Source organism: Agrobacterium sp. LR_9 (assembly GCF_041954855.1).
Lineage (GTDB): Bacteria > Pseudomonadota > Alphaproteobacteria > Rhizobiales > Rhizobiaceae > Agrobacterium > Agrobacterium leguminum.
On the sequence record NZ_JAVAYA010000022.1, the window covers coordinates 1 to 25,033 of the forward strand.

The following is a 25,033-nucleotide window of genomic DNA, read 5'->3' on the forward strand; positions in this document are numbered from 1 at the left end:
CATCCGGCCGGGCCGAACCCGCCTCCCACCACAGGGGCAGGGCGTCCTCATCCAGCCATTTGCGTAATCTTCCGATCTCTTCGGCAAGCGTCTGCGCGATGCTCGGAAATTGCAATGTCATGAGTCAACTCTCTGTTTTTACAGTTGAATAAAAAGCGGACCAATAAAAATACGTCATTATGGAGGCAAGTAGACCATGGGACATATTGCGCTGCAACCGTAAAATTATGGACCTGACAGAAAGCCAACCCCCAGCAGCGCGATTGGTTCCACCTTGTTCCATGGCGAACATGGGCGGAAATGGTGATTCGCTAGCCATAAAGTGTCAGAAATTACAACGCAAATTTGAGATTGCTTATTCGTAGTCCTCACGTATTTCGTAACAATGGTCTGCTCATTAGTGATTCGGTCTCCTTGTAACCTGGGCGGCGTTGGGGAAATAAAGGGGCGTAAGGCAGTGAATTTTTCTGCCTATACTTTATTGCTGTTCTCCATTGCGGTTCTGTCGGGCTGCAATACTCCCGCGGGCGTTCGGTCCTTCGGGGGATCCCAGATGCTGTCTCCTTCCGAGGCGCTGGTTTTCCCGCCGCCCGGTGGTCCTGAAATCGTGACCGTGGTCAACCGCACCTATTCCAATGCCGTGGCGCAGCAGGTCATCTTGCGCTCCGAGGCCACCACCCCCGGGCAGAACTACATCAAGGCGGAGTTTTTCGGCCCGCAACAGGCCGGCGATACCGATGGCGACGCTTTGGCTTTTTCCGGTTTCAGGGCATCTTCCGTCGCGCGGGAAATCCGCGCCGAGTTTCCGGGCGAAAATATCGCCATGTCGGCAAATTACCTGCAAAACGGTTATGGCGCGTTCTCCTATGCCGCCGGCAGCGGCCGTGGCGACGATACCTGCCTTTATGGCTGGCAGGACATACGCTCGCCGGAAAGCATGCGGCAGGATTTCCGCAATCTCGGGCGCATCAAAGTGCGGCTGCGCCTTTGCCAGTCGGGCGCCAGCGTCGAGCGGCTGCTGGCGGTCATGTATAATTACACGATCACCGGCACCTATGCCTCGCCCAGCTGGAACCCTTACGGCACGCCGCAGGCGGTGGATAAAAATCTCGGGCGTCCGGGCCACCCGGTCTATCCCATAAAGGCGGATGAGGTGCCGATGCGGCCCGGCAGCGAGGTGACCGCGAGCGTGCCGCCCCGGCCCGTTCGTCGCACGGCTGCCGTTGCACCGCCCGCCCAGCCGGAACCGCAGCCGCTTCCACCCGTTGCTGCAGTCAGTATCCCGTCGCCCGCATCGGCTGGCGCACCCCTCCAGCCTGCAAGGCCCACGGTGGCGGGCAGGCGCCTGGATGGTGTGCCGGCAGATAGTGGCCGGCAACCGTCGCAGGTCCCGCAGGTTTCCATTCCGTCGCCCGCATGTCTGTCCGGTTCGGGGGTGGCGTCAGGATGCAGGTGATCGCCGGAACCAGCGGGAAAGAGCACGCCAAGGCGCAGATCGCAAAAATTCCGGACCGAAATTCCGGGTGGGGAAGACAACGGAAAGTTTCTGGATGAGCAAGGCCATCACAATCATTGTCTGGTTACTTGTGTCGCTTTGCGTTCTGGCCATCGTCACGATGCCGGTCAGCCTGCAGACGCATCTGGTCGCCACGGCGATTTCGCTCATCCTGCTGGCGACGATCAAGAGCTTCAATGGGCAGGGGGCCTGGCGTCTGGTAGCGCTCGGTTTCGGCACGGCCATCGTGCTGCGCTATGTCTACTGGCGCACCACCAGCACGTTGCCGCCCGTCAACCAGCTCGAGAACTTCATTCCCGGTTTTCTGCTCTATCTGGCGGAAATGTACAGCGTTGTGATGCTGGCGCTCAGTCTCGTCATCGTCTCGATGCCGCTGCCGTCGCGCAAGACGAGGCCCGGTTCACCCGACTACCGGCCGACGGTCGACGTCTTCGTGCCGAGCTATAACGAGGACGCTGAGCTTCTCGCCAATACGCTCGCAGCGGCCAAGAACATGGATTATCCGGCCGACCGGTTCACCGTCTGGCTGCTGGACGATGGCGGCTCGGTGCAGAAGCGCAACGCCAGCAATATCGTCGAGGCGCAGGCGGCGCAGCGCCGCCACGAGGAGTTGAAGAAGCTCTGCGAGGACCTCGACGTGCGCTATCTGACGCGCGAGCGCAACGTCCACGCCAAGGCCGGAAATCTCAATAACGGTCTTGCCCATTCGACCGGCGAGCTCGTGACCGTGTTCGACGCCGACCACGCGCCCGCCCGCGACTTCCTTCTGGAAACGGTTGGTTATTTCGAAGAGGATCCACGGCTCTTTCTGGTGCAGACACCACATTTCTTCGTCAATCCCGATCCCATCGAGCGCAATTTGCGCACCTTCGAGACGATGCCGAGCGAAAACGAGATGTTTTACGGCATCATCCAGCGCGGCCTCGACAAGTGGAACGGTGCATTCTTCTGCGGTTCGGCCGCCGTGCTGCGGCGTGAGGCATTGCAGGATACCGAAGGTTTCAGTGGCGTCAGCATCACGGAAGATTGCGAAACGGCGCTGGCGCTGCATTCGCGCGGCTGGAACAGTATCTATGTCGACAAGCCGCTGATCGCCGGGTTGCAGCCGGCCACCTTCGCAAGCTTCATCGGCCAGCGCAGCCGTTGGGCGCAGGGCATGATGCAGATCCTGATCTTCCGCCAGCCCCTTTTCCGGCGCGGTCTCTCGTTTACGCAGCGTCTCTGCTACATGTCGTCGACGCTGTTCTGGCTGTTTCCGTTCCCGCGCACCATCTTCCTGTTCGCACCGCTGTTCTACCTGTTCTTCGACCTTCAGATTTTCGTGGCCTCGGGCGGCGAGTTTTTGGCCTATACGGCGGCCTATATGCTCGTGAACCTGATGATGCAGAACTATCTCTATGGCAGCTTCCGCTGGCCGTGGATTTCGGAACTTTACGAATATGTGCAGACGGTTCACCTCCTGCCTGCCGTCGTTTCGGTGATTTTCAATCCCGGCAAGCCCACCTTCAAGGTGACGGCGAAGGATGAATCCATTGCCGAGGCGCGGCTTTCGGAAATCAGCCGGCCGTTCTTCGTCATTTTCGCGCTGCTGCTGGTGGCGATGGCCTTTGCCGCCTGGCGCATCTACAGCGAGCCTTACAAGGCGGATGTCACGCTTGTGGTCGGCGGCTGGAACCTGCTCAATCTCATCTTTGCAGGCTGTGCGCTCGGCGTCGTTTCCGAGCGCGGCGACAAGTCGGCGTCGCGGCGCATCACGGTCAAACGGCGTTGCGAAGTCAAGCTCGAGGGTAGCGACGCCTGGGTGCCGGCTTCCATCGATAACGTGTCGGTGCATGGCCTGCTGATCAATCTCTTCGACAGCGCGACAACCATCGAAAAAGGCGCGACTGCCATCGTCAAGGTCAAGCCGCATAGCGAGGGCGTGCCGGAAACCATGCCTGTCAACGTGGTGCGAACGGTGAAGGGCGAGGGTTTCGTCTCGATCGGCTGCACCTTTTCGCCGCAACGCGCCGTCGATCACCGCCTGATTGCGGACCTGATCTTCGCCAATTCGGAACAATGGAGCGAATTCCAGCGGGTGCGCCGCAAGAACCCCGGCCTTATCCGTGGTACGGCCATCTTCCTGGCCATATCGCTCTTCCAGACGCAGCGCGGCCTTTATTATCTGGTCCGAACGCTTCGGCCTGCTCCCAGAGACGCCAAACCTGTCGGAGCGGTAAAATGATCGGCCGTAAACCCATCCGGGATTCTCTGGCAATGTTGGTATGGGGGGCCGTCGCCACGGGCGCGATGGCGCAGTCCTCGCCCTTCGACATGTCGCCGGAACGGCCCGCCCAGACGGCTCCGACACCCGTGCCGCCGTCCGCCGTCGCGCCTGCCGCGCCGCGTCAGCAGCCACCTGCCCAGATTCCGGCCCAAATTCCGGCCCAGACGCCGTCTCAGCCATCCGCCCCGCCGCCATTTGCGGTTCAGCCCGCGCCGCAGTCGCAACAGCGCCCAGCCGTTCCGTTGCCGCCGCTGGTTGCGGCTCCTCCGCGTCAGGAAGGCGCAAGACCTGTTCCTGCAACGGCCCCGTCGCTCAATGCCGACAGCCGCCGCCGATACATTCTGCCCTATGAAAAGCTCAGTCTTTCCGGGGAGATGGACCGGCGGCAATGGAGCATCTATCTGACGCCGGAGCAGGTAAACGCCGCCGTTTCGCTCAATATCGGGTATCAAAACGCCATCGTGGTCGCGCCGGAAAGCTCGAATTTTCAGGTCAGCCTGAACAATGTCGCGCTGGATCCGGCGCGTATCGAAGCGCCCGACAGCGAGGGCAATGTCTCCTTGAAGATACCGCCCGGCGTCTTGCAGGTCGGCTCAAATGTCGTGAGACTGGGCGTGCAGCAGCGCCACAGAACCGATTGCACGATCCAGTCCACCTACGATCTGTGGACCGATGTAGACCCTGCCAATACCTATATCGGCTTTAATGCGGATGTCGCCGGAAGCTTTGCCAATATCGACGATATTCAGGCAACGGGGCCGGATGGCAAGGCGATGACGTCTATCGAGATTGTCGCACCGGCGCTCGGCAATCCGGCATTTGCGGATTCTCTCCTGCGTCTTTCACAGGCGCTGGCGCTCAGAACCCAGATGCCGAACCAGACGATCCGTTTCGTGGCCGCTCCTTCCGCTGAACGCAAGGCGGGCACGCTGACGGTCTTCGTCGGAACGGCCCGCGAGATTGCCGGAATTGCCGGAACGCTGCCACCCGAGGCTTCGGCGGGGGCTTTTGCCGGCTTTGGCGCCGCCGCGCCGGGCGGTCTTTCGCCGCTTTTCGTCAGCGGCCCCACCCCGCAGGCGGTTCAGGCGGCAATTGAGACGCTATTTTCGTCGATATCGCGCACACCCGGTGCGCAGAGAACGACTTTTTCGACCCGAAGCTGGCATGCGCCGGATGTGCCGCTCGTCATGTCGGATCGCCGTATCGCGCTTTCCGAACTTGGTTTCGAAAGCACCGAATTTGGCGGCCGGCGTTTCCGCAACGAATTTTACGTCGGCATGCCAGCCGATTTTTATGCGTCGGCTTATGGTGAGGCGTCGCTTCTTCTCGATGCCGCCTATTCGTCGCAGGTATTGCCGGGCAGCCATGTCGATATCTACGTCAATGACCAGATCGCCTCGACCGTACCGATTTCCAACAATGGCGGCGGTATTTTCCGGCATCTGCCGATCAATGTGACGATGCGTCATTTCAAGCCAGGGCCGAACAAGGTGACCATCGAGGCAGTTTTGATGACGGCGCAGGATCAGGCCTGCGCGCCGGGCGCCCCTGCCAGCACAACGCCGCGTTTTGCATTGTTCGACACGTCGGAACTTCATATTCCGGACTATGCGCAGATCGGCCGCAAGCCGGATCTTGCCGCGATGGCGGGGGCCGGACAGCCCTATCGGACCGGCGGAGCGCCTGTTGCCCTGTCGCTCGACCGTTTCGATACCGATACCATGTCTGCGGCAGCCACGCTGATCAGCCGGCTGGCAAGCGTGGCGGGGCATCCCATCGACATCGAGACTGTCGCCTCGCCGCTGGTGATCGGCGATCGCGACGCGCTGTTCGTCGGTACGATTTCGCAATTCCCGCAGGCATTGATCGGCCAGTTCAATCTTGTTCCCTCCAGCCAGATATCCTGGAAAATGGGAACCGGCGTCCAGCCGCCCGCCCAGAGCAGCGAAACCCTTTTCAACGACTGGCGAGAGCGGGTGGACGGCGGTGTATGGGAGGGGCAGGTGTCTTCTCTCGAGGAATGGATGAAGCGGAATTTCGACCTGAGTTCGGATACGCTACGCTTCCTGCCGGCAGCCGAACAGCTCTATGCGCCGCCAAGCAATGTTTCTTTCATGCTGGCCCAGGGACTGAGCCCCTCCGGCGAAGGGGTGTGGACGCTTGCCACTGCACCAACGTCCGCGGAACTTCTTGACGGGATGGCGGCGATGACGCGGGAAAACCGCTGGCGTGGTGTCACTGGACGTGTTGCCGCTTACGATGCCGCTGCCGAAAAACTTGAAACGGTGGAGGTGGAACGGCCGTATTTTTACGTCACGCGGGCGTTTTCCTTTTCCAACTGGAGGCTGGTCGCGGCCAACTGGCTTTCTTCCAACGTTCTTTCCTATTCGCTGGCGTTCATCGGCTTCGTATCTCTCCTCGGCCTCGCCACTTTCACGATGCTGCGCATGATGGGACGGCATCGATGAAGAACGGGATCTCGAAACTGGCCGGCATTTTCTTCCTGTCCATGATGACGGTGATTGCAGGTATTTCCGTCAGCCGCGCCGCTTCGGTTTCGCCGGAGGCGTGGTCTGCCTATAAAGGCGCGTTTCTCGATCCCGGCGGCCGCGTCATCGATACCGGCAACGGCAATATCAGCCATAGCGAAGGCCAGGGCTACGGCATGTGGCTTGCCGTGCTTGCCGACAACCTGTCCGACTTCGAGCTGATCTGGAGTTTCACGCGCACCGAGCTTTTGGTGCGTGACGACGGGCTTTCCGCCTGGAAATGGGATCCGCGCACCAGACCGCATGTAACCGATATCAACAACGCTACGGATGGCGATATTCTGATCGCCTATGCGCTGGCGCTGGCGGCCGGGCAATGGAACCGGCAGGATTATGCCGAAGCATCCGCGGCCATCGCATCCGCCATTCTCAGGAAGACGGTGGTGCAACGCGGCGGGCGAACGCTGCTTCTGCCGGCGGCCAGCGGTTTCGACGAGGATGACCGGGAGGATGGGCCAGTGGTCAATCCTTCCTATCTGATTTTCGAGGCCTTTCCGGTGCTCAATCTTGTTGCGCCATCGCCGCTTTGGAAAGCGCTTGCCGATGACGGTTTGGCGCAAATCGGGACATTCGCTTTCAGCGATAGAAAACTGCCGGCCGACTGGGTATCGGTGAAGACGAAGCCGCAGCCGGCATCGGGCTTCCCGCCGGAATTCGGCTATAATGCGGTGCGCATACCACTTTATCTCGCAAGGGCGAATATGGGGTCGCCGGAGCTGCTCGCCCGGCTGAAAGGCGGCATGACGCTGGAAAGCGGCGCTGCCGGAACCTTCGACCTGAAGAGCGGAGCGGTCAAGGATGTCCTGTCCGATCCCGGCTATCGCATCATTCCGGCGCTCGCGGCCTGTGTCGGCGGCGGGCCGGCCGTTTCCGCCGAACTCAAAAACTTCCAGCCAACACTTTATTATCCTTCCACATTGCATCTTCTGGCATTGTCCTTTCTGGCAAGGAATAACGGGGAATGCCGATGAACAAGCCACTGTCGACCTCGGCTCTCATTCTGCTTCTGATAGCGCTCGCCGCCTTCCACTGGCGCGACAGCATTCTCGGGCGGGTGTCGGACGTGCATACCTCGGCGGTCGGCGACAACCGGGCGGTACAGCGTGTTTTGCCGACGGCGGCCAATCCGGCGCAGATCAACGCTTTCGTCAAGAACCGTGAAATGGCGCAGGTAACGCAGCCCGCTACACCGCCGGTCACGGTGCCCGCGACCGACCCGTTGCCGGTGACACAGGCTGGCGGGCAGGCGCCGCAAACACAGACGGTGCAGGCGCCGGACCCTCGCGCCACCCAGCCTGCATCGGCCGATATGCCCGAGGTCGATCTGAGTGCGTTGCGCTATTTCGCGGCGAGGGGCGATACGCAGCGTCTTGAGGCCGAAATCGCGCGCCTGCGCGCGCTTTATCCCAACTGGACGCCGCCTGCCGATCCTCTCGCCATTCCGGAAAACGGCGATCCACGGCTCGACGCCATGTGGCAGCTTTATACCGACGGCCGTTATGCCGAAGTGAGGAAGGCGATTGCCGACCGCCAGCAGGCGGAGCCCGGCTGGCAGCCACCCGACAATCTGACGGGCATGCTTTCCCTTGCCGAAGCGCGCCAGCGGCTCGTCAATGCTTCCGATCTCAAGCAATATACGACAGTGGTGGATACGGCCGCCAATAACCCCAGCCTGCTGACATGCGGCGAGGTCGATGTGCTGTGGCGGGTTGCCGATGCTTTCGCCAATACCGACCGGATGGGACGGGCGCGCGACGCCTATCTCTACATCCTCAACAATTGCACGGTCGCCAGCGACAGGCTCGCCACCGTGCAGAAGGCATCCGCGCTTTTGCCGGCGGAAATGATGGACGAACTGCTGGCCAAGGAAAAACCGGGCGCCGACGGTCAGCTGGAATTTGAACCGGTCAAGAACGATCTCGCCCGCCAGTTCGTGGCCAAGGCAGGGGAGAAGGAGGGCGTTGCCGTTCCTTCGGCCTATGTGATGCGGCTTCAGCGGCTTGCCGAGACCGATAAGCTTGCAAGCGACGCCCTGCTGCTCGGCTGGTACAATATCCGGCAGAAGAACATGGCGGAGGCGGAAAAATGGTTCCGCAAGGCGCGGGAAGAGGAAGACAGCGCATCGGCTTCGCAGGGGCTGGCGCTGGCGCTGATCGACCGTAACGAGCCGCTTGAGGCCGAGGACGTCATGTATAAATGGCGCAAGGCATCCGACGATGCGCTTGCGACCTATCTCGCCGCAACGGCCAATCTTCTGGCGCTGGAGCCGCCGGTCGTCCTGCCGCCGGAGGTGCTGCAACGTATCGCCGCCGAAACGGTGGCGCAGAAGGATGCGGCGACGGCGCAGCAATTCGGCTGGTATTCGCTTGCCTTCCGGCAGACGCCGCTTGCTTTGCAATGGTTCAGCACGGCCCTTGGCTGGAAACCCGATGATGAGCCGTCAGCCTACGGCATGGCGGTCAGCTATCACGATCTTCGCAATCTCGCCGGCCTGCGTGGCATCCAGCAGCAATGGGGAGGCCGTTCGCAACGTATCGCCGATGTCGGAACGGCGCGCATGGTGGACCAGCCCGGGCAGGCGGTTGCTCCCATAACCGCGCCGCCGGTTGTCGCACAGGTAACGGCGCCGCCCGTGCAGACCAGTGCACCGCAGGGTGAGACGGCGGTGGTTTATAACCCGCCTGTCGTCCAGCAGCCTGAGCCTTCGCGCAAGCAGGCGCGCCGCCCCGCGCAGGTGCAAAGGGAAGCCGGTGCTGCATCGCGCCCGCGTTCCTGCGCGGCCTATCCCGATCCGCAACGTCTGCCGCCACAGCAGGCGCTCGATCTCGGCTGGTGCCTGATGGAGACGAACCGTCCGGCGGAGGCTCTGAAAGCTTTCGAATCCGCGATTGAAAGCGGTCAGTCCAATGTCAAAAGCGATGCAGCCTACGGCCAGAGCCTTGCCTATCTGCGCATGGGCTTGACGGACCATGCAGCCGTCTCGGCGACGAAATCGCGTATGGATCGCCCACGCGCGACGGAGCTGCAGGTTTCGATCCTTGCCGATCGAGCGGTCTCTGCATTCGGGTCGAAGCGATATGCCGAAACGCTTCTCCTGCTCGACCAGCGGGCGCGGCTGGCGGATGAGCGAACGGACCTGATGGTGCTGCGCGGTTATTCCTACCTCGCCATGCGCCGTTATGGTGAGGCCGTCCAGATTTTCGAAAGCCTTACAGCTATCGGAAACAAGGATGGCATCCGGGGGCTGGCTGCGGTGCGCGCCGCCCGGCCGAGCAACGGTCCCCAGGGCGGCTGACGGGCGGCTGATCGCGGCTGGATATAGCAGCAGTCGCTGCTATCTCGCGTCGGTGAGGTTGCGCATGATGCGCATGAAGATGCTCGCGCCGGTGCCGATCAGCGCATCGGGAAAGTCGTAATCCGGATTGTGCAGGTTGGGATAGTCCCGGCCTGCGCCGAGAAAGAACATCGCCGATGACGAAACGGCGCGAAAGCGGCCGAAATCCTCCGAAGCCCGCATGGGCAGCCCCTCCGAACCGTGGGAGATTTTTTCCTCGTCCAGCGCGCGCCGGATATGCCCGACCGCGTCAGGCGCATTTTCGCAATGCAGGAAAATATCGTCATAGGTGATGTCGAGGGTCAGCTGCTGTTCGTCCGCCACCTTTTTAGCCAGAGTTTCCGCAGCCTCGCAGAGTTTTTCCATCCGGTCGTCGGTCAGTGTCCGCAGTGTCGCCCAGATTTCAGCATCGGCCGGGGAAATTCCGAAGGCGGCTTCGCCCATTACGGCATGGGTGATCGTCACCATCGAAAAATCGGGCTCTGGCGGAAAACCGGAGCCCAGTTCGGCCAAGGCCGGCATCAGCCGGGATATTGCCCGCATCGGGGAAATGCCATGTTCAGGTGAAGACGCATGCGCCGTCTTGCCGGAAAGGTGGATTTTGACCCCGCGCGACGCGCAGTTGACCGGTCCTTCCACCACGCTGACATGGCCGAAAGGCAGGCCGGGCAGGTTATGGAGCGAAAAGGAATAATCCGGCTTTATCTGCCCAAAACGCGGGTCGGCGAGGACGGCGGCGGCGCCCGCGCCGGTTTCTTCCGCCGGCTGGTACAGAAGGATGACGCGACCTGTCGCGGGCCGCTGCCGGGAAAGGCCGAGCGCCAGCGCCGTCAGAATGGTGGAGTGGCCGTCATGGCCGCAAAGATGGCCTTTGCCATCAGTGCCGGAGCGGTATTCGGCGTCACTCTTTTCGTGAATGGGCAGGGCATCGAGTTCCGAACGGATGAGGATCGCCGGGCCGCTTTTACCGCTGTCATAGACCGCAGCCACGCCATGGCCGCCGAGATCGGCGAAAAGCCGGTCGGGCTGCGCCTGCTCGAGGAAAGCGCGGATGCGCCGCGCCGTTTCCTTCTCCTCGCGGGAAATTTCCGGATGACGGTGAAGATCATGGCGAAGCTCAATGAGATCGAGCATGTCCTTGTTGGTCAAAAACATCAAAAATCCTTGCAAGTCGTCCGGCCGGTTTTTCCTGCCGCAACTTACAGGGCGTTGCCTTTAATGCAAAACCTTTGGCGGGTGCCAGCGTTTGCCCGTCGCTTTCGGCTTGATGGCGAGCGTGACGACATCGGGTGGCAGCGGAACCTTGGCTTTTGCCAGTTCCAGCCGGGCAAGAGCTGCACGGGCCTTTTCCGCATATTCCAGATGTGCCGCATCGTCCGAATGATAGTGCTGCAGCCTGTCGAGGATTTCCGCACCTTCCATCGTTCTTTCGGCGGCAATCAGCGCCACGGCGCATTTGTAAAGCGCTTCCCGGTGGAAGGGCGCGCGATTGGTCACCTGGCGGAAGGCCTCGGACGCCTCGTGGTAGTGCTGCTGCGCCAGCCGGGCCTCGCCGATACGCAGCCAAAGGACGACGGGTTCCTGCCCGGCGGCCAGAAGGCTGAGAAAGGCGATTTCGGCCTCGCGGAATTCACCCCGGTCGAACAACAGATTGGCGAGCCCGAATTGCGCGCCGAGATGGTCCGGTGCCGCAGTCAGCACCTGGGCGAAGGCAATATTGGCGGCCGCCTTCTGGCCGGTCTTATAGAGTTTGAGGGCCTGTTCGTAGACAAAACGGATGCTGCGCGGGTGCAGCGTGCCGCCGAGATTTTCGCCCGAGCGGGTGCGGAACAGCGTGCAGCTCAGCTTCTGCTCCTCCGGCCCAAAGAAATATTTGTAAGGCTCGTTGCCGCGCAGGAAATCATAGGTTTTGAAACCCTGCTCGATTGCCCTGCGAATGCAATGGCCATGCAGCACGAGCCCGGGGGAAGGGGTCTTCCAGTTCTCGTCGCGGCCGGTAATGTAGAACAGGACCGATTTCTTCTGGCGGTCGATGATATTGGCGAGCGCGCCGAGCGGCTGGTCGTCGAACCACAGCACCGGCACTTCCAGGTCGCCACGGATATAGACGTCCATCAGCATCTGCCGTGTCGCACCGATCAGGAGTTCCGTGCGTTCCTTGCCTTTGTGCGGCGCCCAGCGGATACGCCAGAAATCGAACAGGATGTCCATGTCCCGCTTGATTGTTTCCCTCGTTGCAAAGGTGATGCGATATTCGTCGCCGCCCTCCACTTTTCTCAGGAAACGCCTGAGCTTCTGCCGGGTCTGGCTGCTCATATGACTGTCGAGATAGCCGTCGAACGTGTCCGGCAGCGTCACCACCGGGCAGATGCAATTGTTGATGTTGTAGGGGTTGGTCGGCATGTTGTCGCGAAACATGACGAGCGGGCCCTGAAGTGCCCGGATCATCGCGTCGCGGCGTTCCGGCGGGCCGGAAAGATAATCGAGCTTCAGCTCGGTCCAGTTCTGCTTGCGGATATAGGAACAGAAACCGGCGACTGCGTGATTTTCATAGTCCGGCAGGGTGATGAAACCGGTGTAATCGGCCGCAGCATTGCCGGCCATGACGATGCTGTCGTGGAAGCGTCCGGTTTTTTTGTCCGGTTCGGTGACGATGCGCAGCGGGAAAAACGCCACATAGGGCGAGCCTTCCGCCCGTTCGCGCAGCGCAAGAATGAACCAGCGCCTGCGGCGCGGCATATAGTCCCTCAGCCACCCCCAGGAGAGGAAATGCCGGGCATGGGGATCGGCCATGAACACCGCATCCCAGTTTTCGCGGATCGCCTCGAAGCCGGCGTCCGTGTCGATGATATCGATACGCATTCGTCCCCCTCCCAATACTGATCACACATTCGGGAGGCTTCATTTTATGGGTAAACGGTCGGCTTCAAATATTCCCTTCGGGTGAAAGCCGTGCATCAAATGGGATTAGCCCGTCGCCGATCCGCCATCGCTGCGCCGCGACAAAAAAGACCTTGTCAGCCGGTGGCAGCGCTCTAACATGCGGGGCTGAATGCGCGGCCGGCTCAACGGTCCGCATGGCACAGGAGTTCTCATATGGCTGTTCCTTATATGCTTCTTACCGGCGCAAGCCGTGGAATAGGGCACGCCACCGTCAAGCTGTTTCAGGAAAAGGGCTGGAGGATTCTCACCGTATCGCGGCAACCTTTCTCCGAGGAATGCCGTTGGCCGTCGGCGCGGGAGAGCCATATTCAGGCCGATCTGGAGGACCTGTCCCGCATTGACGATCTGGCGGACGAGGTGCGTTCACGCCTGCCGGAGGGAAAGCTTGCGGCGCTTGTCAACAATGCCGGAATTTCGCCGAAGGGCGAGGGCGGAAGCCGTCTCGGTGTCATGGATACGACGGCGGAAATCTGGACGCGGGTGCTGAACGTCAATCTCGTTTCGACGGCGCTGCTCGCCCGCACGCTTTTGCCGGAACTGGAAGCGGCAAAAGGCTCCATCGTCAACGTCACATCGATTGTCGGCTCACGGGTGCATCCTTTTGCTGGCGTGGCCTATGCCACGTCGAAGGCGGCGCTTGCGGCGCTGACGCGGGAACTTGCGCATGAGTTCGGCCCGCGCGGCGTGCGCGCCAATGCGATTGCGCCGGGCGAGATCAACACCGCCATCCTCTCCCCCGGAACGGCCGAGCTGGTGGAAGCCCAGGTACCTCTTGGGCGGCTCGGCACCACGGCCGAGGTGGCGCAGACCATCTATTTCCTCTGCTCGGAGCAGTCGAGCTACATCAACGGCGCGGAAATTCACATCAATGGCGGCCAGCACGTCTGACACGCCGAGCATCAACCGAAAATGGAGCCTTCATCGATGACCATCCTGCCGAATTCCGTCGAGGCACGCGATATCGCCTATCAGATGCATCCGAACGTCAATCTGCGCAAATTCGAAAAGACCGGCGGTCTGGTGATCGAGAGCGGCGAAGGCATCTATGTAACCGACAGCAGCGGCAAGCGCTATATCGAGGCGATGGCGGGGCTGTGGTCGGTGGCGCTCGGCTTTGGTGAACAGCGGCTGGTGGACGCGGCGACGAAGCAGATGCAGAAGCTGCCCTATTACCACACCTTTTCCTACAAGACGCATGGCCCGTCGGTTGATCTCGCCGAGCTGCTGATCGAGCTTTCACCGGTACCGATGTCCAAGGTGCATTTCACCTCCTCCGGCTCCGAGGCCAACGATCTGGTCGCCAAGATGGTCTGGTATCGCTCCAATGCGCTGGGCAGACGAGACAAGAAGAAGATCATCGGCCGCATCAAGGGGTATCATGGTGTGACGATTGCCTCGGCCTCAATCACCGGCCTGCCGCGTAACCATGAAAGCTTCGACCTGCCGCTGGACCGCATGTTGCATACGGCCTGCCCCTCCTATGTGCATTTTGGAAAGGAAGGGGAAAGCGAGGCGGATTTCACCGCGCGTATCCTGAAAGAGCTGGAGGATTTGATTCTTCGCGAAGGCCCGGAAACCATTGCCGCTTTCTGGGGCGAGCCGGTAATGGGCGCCGGCGGCGTTCTTTTGCCGCCGGAAGGTTATTGGGCTGGCGTACAGGCGATCCTGAAGAAATACGATATTCTGCTTGTGGTGGATGAGGTGATCTGCGGTTTCGGCCGAACCGGCAAGATGTTCGCCTGCGAGACCTATGGCATCAAGCCGGATGTGCTTGTCGTCTCCAAGCAGATTTCGTCGTCCTATATGCCGCTTTCGGCTATCATCATGAATGACAGTTTCTACCAGCCGATTGCCGATGAATCCGACCGTATCGGCTCCTTCGGCCATGGTTACACCGCCTCCGGCCATCCCGTCGCAACAGCTGTGGGACTGGAAAACCTAAAGATCATTCAGGAGCGCGATCTGGTCGGTAACGTCGCCCGGCTGGAAGGCAAGTTTATCGATCATCTTAAGGCGCTCGCCGATCACACGCTCATTCATTCCTCGCGCGGTATCGGCCTGATCGGCGCGCTGGAGGTGAAGCCATGGGAGGGCATGAAGCCCGGCGATACGACGCTGGCTCTTGCTGCGGCCATCGAGGAGGAGGGTGTCATCACGCGGCCTATCGGCGAGTCCATCTGCTTTTGCCCGCCGCTCATCATTACGGCCGAACAGCTGGACGAGCTGTTTGCCGGTGTGAAGCGTGGTCTCGACAAGGTTGCGGCTGCCCGAGGCTGATAACTTCAGCGATTGTGCCGGCCGGTTTATCCGGCTGGCCTATCCCCGATAGGCCACAAGCACCGCGCCGCAGGCGATCAGCACCACGCCGAGCCAGTTGGGCAAAGACAGCCTTTCGCCCAGAAACAGCACCGCAAAGATGGCGACAAACACGACGCTTAGCTTGTCTATGGGCGCGACGCGGGCGGCGTCTCCGAGTTTCAGCGCCCGGAAATAACATATCCACGATGCGCCGGTGGCCAGTCCCGAAAGCACGAGGAACAGCCAGGTTTTACCCGAGATGGTGGAAGGCTGCTGCCAGTTGCCGGTGATGTAAACCATCAGGCCGGCGGCGGCGAGAATGACGACGGTGCGGATGAGAGTGGCGAAATCGGAATTGACGTTCTCGATGCCGACCTTCGCAAAGATGGCGGTGAGCGCCGCAAAGGCTGCCGATAGCAGCGCCCAGAATTGCCAGGCCAGAAACAGGTTCTTCATGCCGCCACTCCGCTTATCGCATTTGTTCCGCTTCGGCTCTACCGCATCTTCCGGCCGATAAAAACCCCGTTTAGTGGGCGCGAGCCTGAACAAAGAAAGCCCGGCGCATCCTGTCGATGCGCCGGGCTCTCCATATGTGCCTGCCCGGAGAAACCGGGACAGGCCGGACCTTGGGAGGTCTTATTATTCGGCGGGCTGCACCGAAGCCGGAAGCTGATCCACATCGGCGATGCCGGTGAATTCTTCCTGGCCGCTCAGAACGCGGGCAAGCTGATCCTGATCCAGTTCGCCTTCCCAGCGGGCGACGACGATGGTGGCAACTGCGTTGCCGACGAAGTTGGTGAGGGCGCGGCATTCCGACATGAAACGGTCGATGCCGAGGATCAGCGCCATGCCGGCGACGGGAACCGAAGGCACAACGGAGAGGGTTGCCGCGAGCGTGATGAAGCCCGCGCCGGTGATGCCGGCCGCACCCTTGGAGGAGAGCATGGCCACGAGCAGCAGCAGAATCTGTTCGCCGAAGGAGAGGTGAATGCCGGTCGCCTGCGCGATGAAGAGGGCCGCCAGCGTCATGTAGATGTTGGTGCCGTCAAGGTTGAAGGAATAACCGGTGGGGATGACGAGACCGACGACGGAGCGCTTGCAGCCCGCCTTTTCCATCTTGCTCATCAGGCCCGGCAGGGCGGCTTCGGAAGAGGAGGTGCCGAGAACCAGCAGCAGCTCTTCCTTGATGTAGCGGATGAGCGCGACGATGGAGAAACCGTTGTAACGGCATACCGCGCCGAGAACCACGAACACGAACAGGAAGGACGTGACGTAGAAGGTGCCGATCAGCATTGCGAGGTTGGTGACGGACGAGATGCCGTATTTGCCGATGGTGAAGGCCATGGCGCCGAAAGCGCCGATGGGGGCGGCCTTCATCAGGATCGCGACCAGTTTGAAGATCGGATACATCAGGGCGTGCATGAAATCGGTGACGGGCTTGCCCTTTTCGCCGACGATGCCGAGCGCGATACCGAACAGAACCGAGAAGAACAGCACCTGCAGAATGTCACCGCTGGCGAAAGCGCCGACGATGGTGGTCGGGATGATGTTCATCAGGAAGCCGGTGATGGTCTGCTCATGGGCCTTGTCGGCGTAGGTCGCGACTGCCTTTGCATCCAGCGTGGCGGGATCGATATTCATGCCCGCGCCCGGCTGCACGGTGTTGGCGACGATGAGGCCAACGATGAGCGCGAGCGTGGAGAATACGAGGAAGTAGATCATGGCCTTGCCGGCCACGCGACCCACCTTTTTCATGTCGTTCATGCCGGCGATGCCGGTTGCGACGGTGAGGAAGATGACGGGAGCGATGATCATCTTGACGAGGCGGATGAAGCCGTCGCCGAGTGGCTTCAGCTGTTCGCCGAAGGCCGGATAGAAATGGCCGAGCGCGATACCGGCGATGATGGCCACCAGAACCTGGAAATACAGGTGCTTGTAGAATGGCTGCTTGGCGTGGCCTGCGGCCACGGCTGTCGTATCGATCATGTTTTTTCCTCCTCGGCCTCACCCTGCCTTTATTGGCCTCCCGGGATCGCCGTGACGTTGACGGCTTCGCGCCGATTGCGGAGTCATGTGCAATACGCATGCCAGACTTGCTTATTTGGTGTAACTGGCTGATTTCAAAAGTAGTTTTTATTGGCGCTTCATTGGCCCACATGCATTTGTGTGGAATTCCGGACAAAATCTCTTGCGGTCTGTGCGTAAATCCGCACAATTGTCGCATGACCTATCAGGATCTGGCATCTCATTCCCATGCGAAGCGGCGGGCCCAATGGCTGGCGCTGGCGGGGCTGTGGCTGCTCGTCAGTCTTGGCGTTCTGCTGGTGGCCGATGAGTTCGCCCGCAATCAGGCGATGCGCATGGCCGGTTCCGAGGCCGCCACGGATGCCGAACTGAAGATCGCGCTCCTGAATGTCGCGCTGGAGCGGCCGCGCGCCATTCCGCTTGTCCTCTCCGGGGATCCCGATCTTGCTGCTGCGCTGGATGGCGGCGGTGCTCCTGCCCTCGACCGGTTGAACCGCAAGCTGGAGGGGCTGATCGAAGGCACACAATCCTCGGTGATTTATGTGACCGGGCCGACCGGATTGACCATCGCGTCGAGCAACTGGCGGCAGGATGACAGCTTTGTCGGCTCCAATTATGCTTTCCGCGAATATTTCCAGGCGGCGATGAAGACCGGCATGTCCGAACATTATGCTCTCGGCAATGTCAGCCGTCGCCCGGGTCTTTATATCTCCCGCCGCATCGATGCCGCCGATGGGCGGCCGCTTGGCGTCGTCATTGCCAAGGTCGAGTTCAACCGGCTGGAGACAGACTGGAACATCGGCGGCAAGCCGGTCTATGTGGTCGACAGAAACGGCGTTGTGCTGATGACCAGCGTGCCGGAGTGGCGCTTCAAGACCGTTGCGCCGATCGATGAGGCGCGGCGGAAAATCATTTCCGAGAGCCTGCAATTCGGCAATGAGGCGCTTTCAACGCTGCCGTTTCGCGCGGCGCGGCGCGCGAGCGAGGGTGTTCCGCTCATTCATGTCGATGAGCCGGGGAGGGAACGCGGCGATTATCTGCGGCTGGAAGTGCCGGTGCCGACCACGTCATGGACGCTGCACTATCTCCAACCGGTCGCGCCGGCGCTGAATGCCGCCATCCGCGAGGGCAGGGTGGTGGCGCTGGCGACGCTGATGCCGCTGATGGCGCTTTCGGCCCTGTGGCTGTGGCGCAGGCACAAGGCGCTCAAGGAAAAGGAAGAGGAGCAGCGTGCCCGCGCCGAGCTGGAGATGAAGGTGCAGGAGCGGACCCGCGACCTGACGAAGACCCGCGATCATCTGCAGGCCGAAATCGCCCTGCATGAAAAGACCTCGGGCGAGTTGCGCAATGTGCAGCACGAACTGGTGCAGGCCAACCGCCTTTCCATTCTGGGGCAGGTGGCGGCGGGCGTGGCGCACGAAATCAACCAGCCGGTCGCGACCATCCGCGCCTTTGCCGACAATGCCCGCACCCTGCTGAAACGCGACCGCATGTCCGAGGCGAACGAAAATCTCGAAAACATCGCGGCACTGACCGAGCGTATCGGCACCATTACCGGCGACCTGAAAATATTGGCGCGCAAGGGCCGCACCGCCGCCGAACCTGTCAGCGTTCGACTGGTCATCGAAGGTGCGGTCATGCTGTTGCGCAGCCGTTTTTCCGGGCAGATGGATGCGCTGGATATCGTGTTGCCCGATCAGGACCTGAAAGTGCTCGGCAGCCGTATCCGGCTCGAGCAAATTCTCATCAACCTTCTGCAAAACGCGCTGGAAGCCACTGAAGAGACTGGGGCGGCGCGTGTCGAAGTTCGTGTGCGCGAGGAAGGCGACATGGTCGTGCTTTCCGTCAGCGACAATGGCACGGGCATTCCTGAAGCCATCCGCGCCCAGCTTTTTTCGCCCTTCAACACCTCAAAGGAAAGCGGCCTCGGCCTCGGTCTCGTTATCTCCAACGATATTGCCTCGGATTATGGCGGGCGCATCGAGGTGGCGAGCAGCAAGGCGGGCACATGTTTTTCCGTATTTCTGAAGCGAGCATGACATGACGGTGGACGGAACCATATTCCTGGTGGACGACGACTCCCAGCTGCGCAAGGCGATGGTGCAGACGCTGGAACTCGATGGATTGCCGGTCACCTCCTTTTCCCGTGCCGAGCAGGCGCTGGCGGCCCTGAACGAGGATTTCGACGGCGTCGTCATCACCGATGTACGTATGCCCGGCATGACCGGGCTCGAATTTTTCGACCATGTTCGCAAGATCGATGCCGATCTGCCGGTCATTCTCATCACCGGCCATGGCGATGTGCCGATGGCGGTCGATGCGCTTCACAATGGAGCTTATGATTTCATCGCCAAGCCGTTTCCCGCTGAACGCATGGTGGAAAGCGCCCGCCGGGCGCTGGAAAAGCGCCGCCTCGTGCTGGAAAACCGGGCGCTTCGCCGGGCGGCGGGACAGGCTGAGGATGATTTACCGCTGATCGGCCAGACGCCCGCCATGGAGCGCCTGCGCACCACGCTCAGGCACATTGCCGATACGGATGTGGATGTGCTGGTGGCGGGCGAGACCGGCAGCGGCAAGGAAGTGGTGGCGACGGCCCTTCACCGCTGGAGCAAGAAACGCTCAAAGGGCAATTTCGTGGCCCTGAATTGCGGGGCGCTGCCGGAAACGGTGATCGAGAGCGAGCTCTTCGGCCATGAGCCGGGGGCTTTCACCGGCGCGCAGAAAAAGCGCGTGGGCCGTATAGAACATTCGAGCGGCGGCACCCTGTTTCTGGACGAAATCGAAAGCATGCCGCTTGCCGTACAGGTAAAGATGCTACGCGTTCTGGAAATGCGCGAGGTCTCGCCGCTGGGGTCGAATGAAGAGCGGCCGGTCGATATTCGTGTTGTCGCGGCGGCCAAGGTCGATCTTGGCGATCCGTCCGAGCGCGGCACGTTTCGTGAGGATCTCTATTACCGGCTGAATGTGGTGACGCTGTCCATTCCGCCGCTGCGCGAACGCAAGGCGGATATTCCGCTGTTGTTTTCCCATTTCGTCACCAAGGCCGCCAACCGTTTCAACATGGCGGTGCCGCAGATCAGCGCCGGCATTTCCCGCCGCCTCAATGACCATGACTGGCCCGGTAATGTGCGCGAACTCGGACATTTCGCCGAAAGGGTGGTGCTGGGGCTGGAGGCGGATCCGGCGACGGCGCCTGCGTTGCAATCCACAATCCCCGCTTCCGGAACGCTGCCGGAACGCATGGACGAGATCGAGGCGCGCATCATCCGCGAAACGCTGGAACAATCGAATGGCGATGTGGCGGAGACCATCGCCACACTCGGCATCGCCCGCAAGACCTTTTACGACAAGCTGCAACGCCATGGTATCTACCGGGCGGATTATGTGAGGAGCGGCACGGCGTAAGATGGCGCAAAGCGAGCATGAAAAAGCCGCGGACGTTTCCGTCCGCGGCCTGGCAATAACGGTAACCGTGTTGAAGGTTTTCCCGATCAACCCGCGACGCAGAAATGGCGCTGGCCGTCATAATCCGTATAGGTGCCGGTGCGGGTGTTGAAGCTCCGGTAACGCTGCGAGCAATAATCGTACCAGGCGTTGGTCCAGGGCTCGATGGTGCGATAGGTGCGGCGCTGGTTGTAGACCGGGCGGCTGTCGTAAACCGGCTGGGCGCGATAGACGGGGGCCGGGCGGTAAACCGGCTGAGGTGCTGCGCGATAATAGCGGTAATCCGGCTCTTCATCGATATAGCTCGGCTCGTCGACATAGACGCGCTCTTCGTAAGCTGGCGCCGGACGCGACATTGCGGAGCCCACGGCGACACCGGCGGCAAGGCCGAGCACGCCACCAAGAATGGCGGCATCGCGACGGTCGCGGCGGTCCCAGTCGCCAGCGGATGCGCTGCTCAAGGGAACAATGGTGGCGGCGGCGACGGCGACGGCCAGAACGGTTTTAGCTGCAAAGGACGACATGGTGTGTTCTTCCATACAGGTGGCAGGGCGCTGCCAGTTGCAAATTCGATGGTTAAGGAAATACAGCCCGGCTGCTGAACGGGCGCTGAATGAATTGTGGCAGACTGGCGGCGGCCCGCAATTCCTGTTTGCGCGCGACGCACTTCGCGCTAGAACTCAAGAACAAACAGGACGCACCGATGAGCCTTTCCCAGATAACCGTCAATTCCGACACCTCGCATGAAGACCGTGCCCAGGCCATTCGCGATACGCTGCGTGACGCCATTGTCGACCGGCGGCTGGCGCCGGGAACCAAACTGTCGGAATCGGAAGTGGGAACGCTGTTCGATGTCAGCCGCACGGTGGTGCGCGCCGCACTTCAGATGCTGGCCTATGAGGGGCTGGTGAAGGCCGAGCGCAACCGGGGCGCCTTCGTCTCCAATCCAACGCCGGATGAAGCGCGGCAGGTGTTCGCGTCGCGACGGTTGATCGAACCCGGCGTCGTGGATGCCGCGATCGAAAAAATCACGCCTGCGGCGGTGAAGCGGCTGCGTGAGCATCTGGTGCAGGAAAGCCGCCACCAGCATGAGCGCGGCCCGAGCGCCAGACGCGCGGAAATCAAGGCATCGGGCGATTTCCACCTGATGCTGGCCTCGCTTGCCGGCAACGCCATTCTGGAAAAATTTATGGACGAGCTGGTCGCCCGCTCGTCGCTGGTCATTGCGCTTTATGGGCGCTCTGGTGTTTCAAGCTGCGGCCACAATGATCACGCCGATCTCCTTGATGCGCTTGAGGCGAAGGATACGGCAAAGGCCCGCGCGCTCATGTTGCAGCATCTCGACCACATCGAGGCCGATCTCGACCTGCGCATGATGGAAGGTCTGGCGCTGAAGGATGCGCTGGCGCTCTGATTGACCGCCATCCCCGTCGCGGGACGGGAATGGCGGGTTGATTGCGCGTCAGGCGGCGTAACGGCTGATCGCCAGATCGTGCGTGTCGATCTCCGGCTTGTTGCCGCTGATGAGATCGGCAAGCACCCGGGCGGAGCCGCAGGACATGGTCCAGCCAAGCGTGCCGTGGCCGGTATTGAGATAAAGATTACTGTAGCGGGTGGCGCCGATGACAGGCGTGCCGTCCGGCGTCATCGGACGCAGGCCGCACCAGAATTTCGCCTGGGTGTGGTCGCCCGCGCCGCCGAACAGGTCTTCCACCGAGTGGGCCAGCGTTTCCTGCCGGGCCGCTGGCAAATCCTTGCTGAAACCGGCGATTTCCGCCATGCCGCCGGCACGGATGCGTGAGCCGAGGCGGGTAATCGCCACCTTGAACGTCTCGTCCATGACCGTGGAAACGGGCGCGCGCTCCTCATTTACGATCGGAACTGTGATGGAGTAACCCTTGACCGGGTAAACCGGCAGGGTAAGGCCAAGCTGGCGCACGAACTGCGGCGAATAGCTGCCCAGTGCCGCCACGAAAATATCGGCCTCCACCAGCCCGCGGGTGGTCTCCACAGCCTTGACGCGCCCTGCCTCGACGATGGGGCGCATGATGCCGGTATCGTAAAGGAAGGTAACGCCCGCCGCTTCGGCCATGCGGGCAAGTTCTGTCGTGAACATGAAGCAATCGCCGGTCTCGTCGCCGGGCAGGCGCAGGCCGCCGACGATCTTCTCCTTCGAAGGGGAAAGACCGGGTTCGATGGCGGCGCAGCCGTCGCGATCGAGAATCTCGAAAGGCACGCCGCCTGCCGTCAGCACGTCGACATCCTTGCCGATGGCATCGAACTGCTTCTGGGTGCGGAACACCTCCAGCGTGCCCTGCATGCGCTGGTCATATTCGATGCCGGTCTCTTCGCGCAGCGCCATCAGACAATCGCGGCTATATTCGGCAACGCGCACCATGCGGCTCTTGTTGATGGCGTAACGCGCCGAGGTGCAGTTGCGCAGCATCTGGCTCATCCAGCGCCATGCGGCCGGATCGGCAGTTGGGCGGATGATGAGAGGCGCGTGTTTCATGAACAGCCATTTCATCGCCTTCACCGGAATGCCGGGCGCAGCCCAGGGCGAGGAATAGCCGGGCGAAACCTCGCCGGCATTGGCGAAGCTGGTTTCGAGCGCTGCGGCCGGCTGGCGGTCGATCACCGTCACCTTGTGTCCGGCTTTGGCCAGATACCAGGCGGATGTCACGCCGACAACGCCGGCTCCGAGGATAGTGACGTTCATGATCGTCTCACTTGTGATTGACTGATGTTGAAGCGGCTGCCGGGGTTTCTCCCGGCTGAATATAAAGGCGTCGATAGCGGCGTCCGAGGCCGGTCAGGATTTCATAGGCGATCGTGCCCGCATCCTCGGCAATGTCTTCCAGCGTCTGGTCCGGACCGATCATCTGCACAAGGCTGCCCTGGGTCAATGTTCCTTCGGGCAGGGCGGATATGTCGAGAATGATGCTGTCCATGGAAACGCGTCCCGCAATCGGCAGTCGCACGCCGTTATACCACGCCGTGCCGCGATTGCTGAGCGAACGCGGCAGGCCGTCAGCGTATCCGGCGGCGATGGTTGCCAGACGCGTCGGCCCGGCCGCTTCGAAGGAGCCACCGTAACCGACCAGCGAACCGGCGGGAACGGTGCGGGTCTGGATGACGGCCAGATCGAGGCGAACGACCGGCTTCATCGGGTTGGGGCGTGCAACGGAGGGCGCGCCGCCATAAAGCGCGATGCCGGGGCGCAGCAGGTGGTTGTGGTAATCATTGCCCAGAAAGATGCCGCCGGAATTCGAAAAGCAGACGGGCGCTGCGGGAAAGGCAATGGCGGCTTTGCGCATCACCGCAAGCTGCGCGGCATTGGAGGCATGGTCCGGTTCGTCGGCGCAGGCGAGGTGGCTCATGACGAAGGTGATGTCGATACCATTCAGCAATTGCGGCCGGGAGGCTAGGATTTCAAGTTCTTCGGGAGAGAGGCCGAGACGGCACATGCCGGTATCGATCTGCACCGCGGCGGTGAGCGTCTTGCCAAGCTTCCTGGCGTGGGCCGACCATTGGGCGATCTGCTCCAGCGAATTCAGAACCGGAGTGATGGCCATGGCGGCGCAGGAAGTCTCGTTGCCGGGCTGAAGACCGTTGAGAACAAAAATCCGCGCTTCTGCCGAAAGCCGCAGTCGCAACGCCAACGCTTCATCGATATGGGCGACGAAGAAATTGCGGCAACCCGCCTCGAACAGGACCTGCGAGACGATATCCGCGCCGAGACCATATGCATCGGCCTTGACCACCGCTGCCGTCTGCGACGCAGGCGCCATGGCCGCAAGGGTCAGATAATTGTCGCGCAATGCGCCGAGATCGATGGTCAGATGACCGCTTGCACCACCGGCGGCCTGCTGGCGGCTGATCTGCATGTCCATGGTCGTTCACCCTCATTTTTATCCCATGAGGGTATTGCAACGATTGTCGAATTTCTTGGCGATTGTTCGAAGAAAATGCGATAGAATTCACAATGGCGCAATTTTCTTTTGCTGATTGGAATCTTCTATGTCGTCACTCGATGCGACCGACCGCCACATCATTCGCCTGCTTCGGCTCAATGCCCGCATCAGCAATGCGAAACTGGCGGCCGAAGTCGGGCTTTCCGCATCCGCTTGTCTGCGCCGGGTCGATATTCTCGAGCGGGAAGGGATTATCCGCGGATATACGGCGCTGACCAGCGGCCTTGCCGGCGGCGAGGTGATTTCGGTTATCGTCCAGATCACGCTCGACCGCCAGACGGAGGATTTTCTCAACCGTTTCGAAAATGCGGTGCGGCGCTATCCGGAAATCCGCGAATGTTATCTGATGACGGGCGGTTCGGATTATTTCCTGCGCTGCGAGGCGGAAAGTGCTGGGGATTTCGAGCGAATTCATAAGGAGATCCTGTCGAAGCTGCCCGGGGTTTCGCGCATTCATTCGAGTTTTGCGATCCGGAATGTGTTAGCGACGCCGAAGGCGCGGTAGCGTCGGAGCTCGCGGCCACCCCCCTCTGTCCTGCCGGACATCTCCCCCTCAAGGGGGGAGATCGACAAGTGGCTTGCCCACCACATTCAGCAACGTCACTTTATTGATAAGATGGCTGCGAGGGGACGAGCGGGCGCTCCATCCAATATCCCCCCTTAAGGGGGAGATGTCCGGCAGGA

The 25,033-nt window shown here is 61.2% G+C and carries 18 protein-coding genes and 1 pseudogene; 11 read left to right on the forward strand and 8 right to left on the reverse strand.

Annotated features, from left to right (window positions below; genetic code table 11):
• Positions 1–121: pseudogene (locus RAC79_RS20735) on the reverse strand (mannose-6-phosphate isomerase); the annotation flags it as partial.
• A gap of 432 nt (positions 122–553) precedes the next feature.
• Between RAC79_RS20735 and bcsN the strand changes: the two are divergent.
• The 5 genes from bcsN to RAC79_RS20760 all read left to right on the forward strand — a co-directional run bounded on the left by bcsN (position 554) and on the right by RAC79_RS20760 (position 9,626).
• The gene (gene bcsN / locus RAC79_RS20740; protein ID WP_078052597.1) at positions 554–1,456 is read left to right on the forward strand and encodes a cellulose biosynthesis protein BcsN; all 903 of its coding nucleotides are present in this window, start codon (positions 554–556) and stop codon (positions 1,454–1,456) included.
• 94 nt (positions 1,457–1,550) lie between these two features.
• Positions 1,551–3,740 carry a UDP-forming cellulose synthase catalytic subunit gene (gene bcsA / locus RAC79_RS20745; protein ID WP_065655596.1) on the forward strand — a complete coding sequence of 730 codons (2,190 nt, stop codon included), beginning with the start codon at positions 1,551–1,553 and terminating at the stop codon, positions 3,738–3,740.
• Positions 3,737–6,250: a cellulose biosynthesis cyclic di-GMP-binding regulatory protein BcsB gene (locus tag RAC79_RS20750; RefSeq protein WP_174039888.1), complete on the forward strand. Its 2,514-nt coding sequence runs from the start codon at positions 3,737–3,739 to the stop codon at positions 6,248–6,250. The genes bcsA and RAC79_RS20750 overlap by 4 nt, the downstream gene beginning before the upstream one ends.
• Entirely contained in the window at positions 6,247–7,302 is a 1,056-nt protein-coding gene (locus tag RAC79_RS20755) for a glycosyl hydrolase family 8 (RefSeq protein WP_080857269.1), read from the forward strand. The genes RAC79_RS20750 and RAC79_RS20755 overlap by 4 nt, the downstream gene beginning before the upstream one ends.
• Positions 7,293–9,626 carry a cellulose synthase gene (locus RAC79_RS20760; protein WP_174039887.1) on the forward strand — a complete coding sequence of 778 codons (2,334 nt, stop codon included), beginning with the start codon at positions 7,293–7,295 and terminating at the stop codon, positions 9,624–9,626. Before RAC79_RS20755 ends, RAC79_RS20760 begins: the two co-directional genes overlap by 10 nt.
• Before the next feature lie 39 nt (positions 9,627–9,665).
• Here the strand turns inward: RAC79_RS20760 and RAC79_RS20765 are convergent, their stop codons facing one another.
• Both RAC79_RS20765 and RAC79_RS20770 read right to left on the reverse strand, forming a co-directional pair.
• A complete protein-coding gene (locus tag RAC79_RS20765) occupies positions 9,666–10,820 on the reverse strand; it encodes an amidohydrolase (protein WP_374997489.1) in 1,155 nt (384 codons plus the stop codon).
• A gap of 60 nt (positions 10,821–10,880) precedes the next feature.
• On the reverse strand, positions 10,881–12,527 hold the full coding sequence (locus RAC79_RS20770) for a GNAT family N-acetyltransferase (protein ID WP_174045187.1): 1,647 nt from the start codon (positions 12,525–12,527) through the stop codon (positions 10,881–10,883).
• Positions 12,528–12,761: 234 nt separating this feature from the next.
• Here RAC79_RS20770 and RAC79_RS20775 point away from each other — a divergent pair, with 234 nt between their 5' ends.
• Together RAC79_RS20775 and RAC79_RS20780 are read left to right on the forward strand one after the other, a co-directional pair.
• Complete coding sequence (locus tag RAC79_RS20775) at positions 12,762–13,496, forward strand: SDR family NAD(P)-dependent oxidoreductase (protein WP_003524050.1); 735 nt, start codon at positions 12,762–12,764, stop codon at positions 13,494–13,496.
• A gap of 36 nt (positions 13,497–13,532) precedes the next feature.
• Entirely contained in the window at positions 13,533–14,885 is a 1,353-nt protein-coding gene (locus tag RAC79_RS20780; RefSeq protein ID WP_374997490.1) for an aspartate aminotransferase family protein, read from the forward strand.
• Positions 14,886–14,924: 39 nt separating this feature from the next.
• On the opposite strand, the gene RAC79_RS20785 is transcribed toward RAC79_RS20780, so the two are convergent.
• Entirely contained in the window at positions 14,925–15,362 is a 438-nt protein-coding gene (locus tag RAC79_RS20785) for an EamA family transporter (RefSeq protein WP_065655604.1), read from the reverse strand.
• 183 nt (positions 15,363–15,545) lie between these two features.
• On the reverse strand, positions 15,546–16,892 hold the full coding sequence (locus tag RAC79_RS20790) for a dicarboxylate/amino acid:cation symporter (protein ID WP_003519920.1): 1,347 nt from the start codon (positions 16,890–16,892) through the stop codon (positions 15,546–15,548).
• 236 nt (positions 16,893–17,128) lie between these two features.
• On the opposite strand from RAC79_RS20790, the gene RAC79_RS20795 reads away from it, so the two are divergent.
• Positions 17,129–18,970: a sensor histidine kinase gene (locus RAC79_RS20795; protein ID WP_220318552.1), complete on the forward strand. Its 1,842-nt coding sequence runs from the start codon at positions 17,129–17,131 to the stop codon at positions 18,968–18,970.
• A 1-nt stretch (position 18,971) separates the two neighbouring features.
• Entirely contained in the window at positions 18,972–20,336 is a 1,365-nt protein-coding gene (locus RAC79_RS20800; RefSeq protein WP_174039882.1) for a sigma-54 dependent transcriptional regulator, read from the forward strand.
• An 86-nt stretch (positions 20,337–20,422) separates the two neighbouring features.
• Here the strand turns inward: RAC79_RS20800 and RAC79_RS20805 are convergent, their stop codons facing one another.
• On the reverse strand, positions 20,423–20,899 hold the full coding sequence (locus RAC79_RS20805; RefSeq protein ID WP_078052553.1) for a BA14K family protein: 477 nt from the start codon (positions 20,897–20,899) through the stop codon (positions 20,423–20,425).
• A 179-nt stretch (positions 20,900–21,078) separates the two neighbouring features.
• Here RAC79_RS20805 and RAC79_RS20810 point away from each other — a divergent pair, with 179 nt between their 5' ends.
• Positions 21,079–21,789, forward strand: a complete 711-nt coding sequence (locus tag RAC79_RS20810; protein WP_003519916.1) for a GntR family transcriptional regulator — start codon at positions 21,079–21,081, stop codon at positions 21,787–21,789.
• 48 nt (positions 21,790–21,837) lie between these two features.
• Here the strand turns inward: RAC79_RS20810 and RAC79_RS20815 are convergent, their stop codons facing one another.
• Positions 21,838–23,094 carry a D-amino acid dehydrogenase gene (locus RAC79_RS20815; RefSeq protein ID WP_374997491.1) on the reverse strand — a complete coding sequence of 419 codons (1,257 nt, stop codon included), beginning with the start codon at positions 23,092–23,094 and terminating at the stop codon, positions 21,838–21,840.
• A 7-nt stretch (positions 23,095–23,101) separates the two neighbouring features.
• A complete protein-coding gene (alr, locus tag RAC79_RS20820; RefSeq protein WP_078052555.1) occupies positions 23,102–24,268 on the reverse strand; it encodes an alanine racemase in 1,167 nt (388 codons plus the stop codon).
• Positions 24,269–24,395: 127 nt separating this feature from the next.
• Between alr and RAC79_RS20825 the strand changes: the two genes are divergently transcribed.
• Complete coding sequence (locus RAC79_RS20825; protein ID WP_003500727.1) at positions 24,396–24,854, forward strand: Lrp/AsnC family transcriptional regulator; 459 nt, start codon at positions 24,396–24,398, stop codon at positions 24,852–24,854.
• The last annotated feature ends 179 nt before the right edge of the window (positions 24,855–25,033 follow it).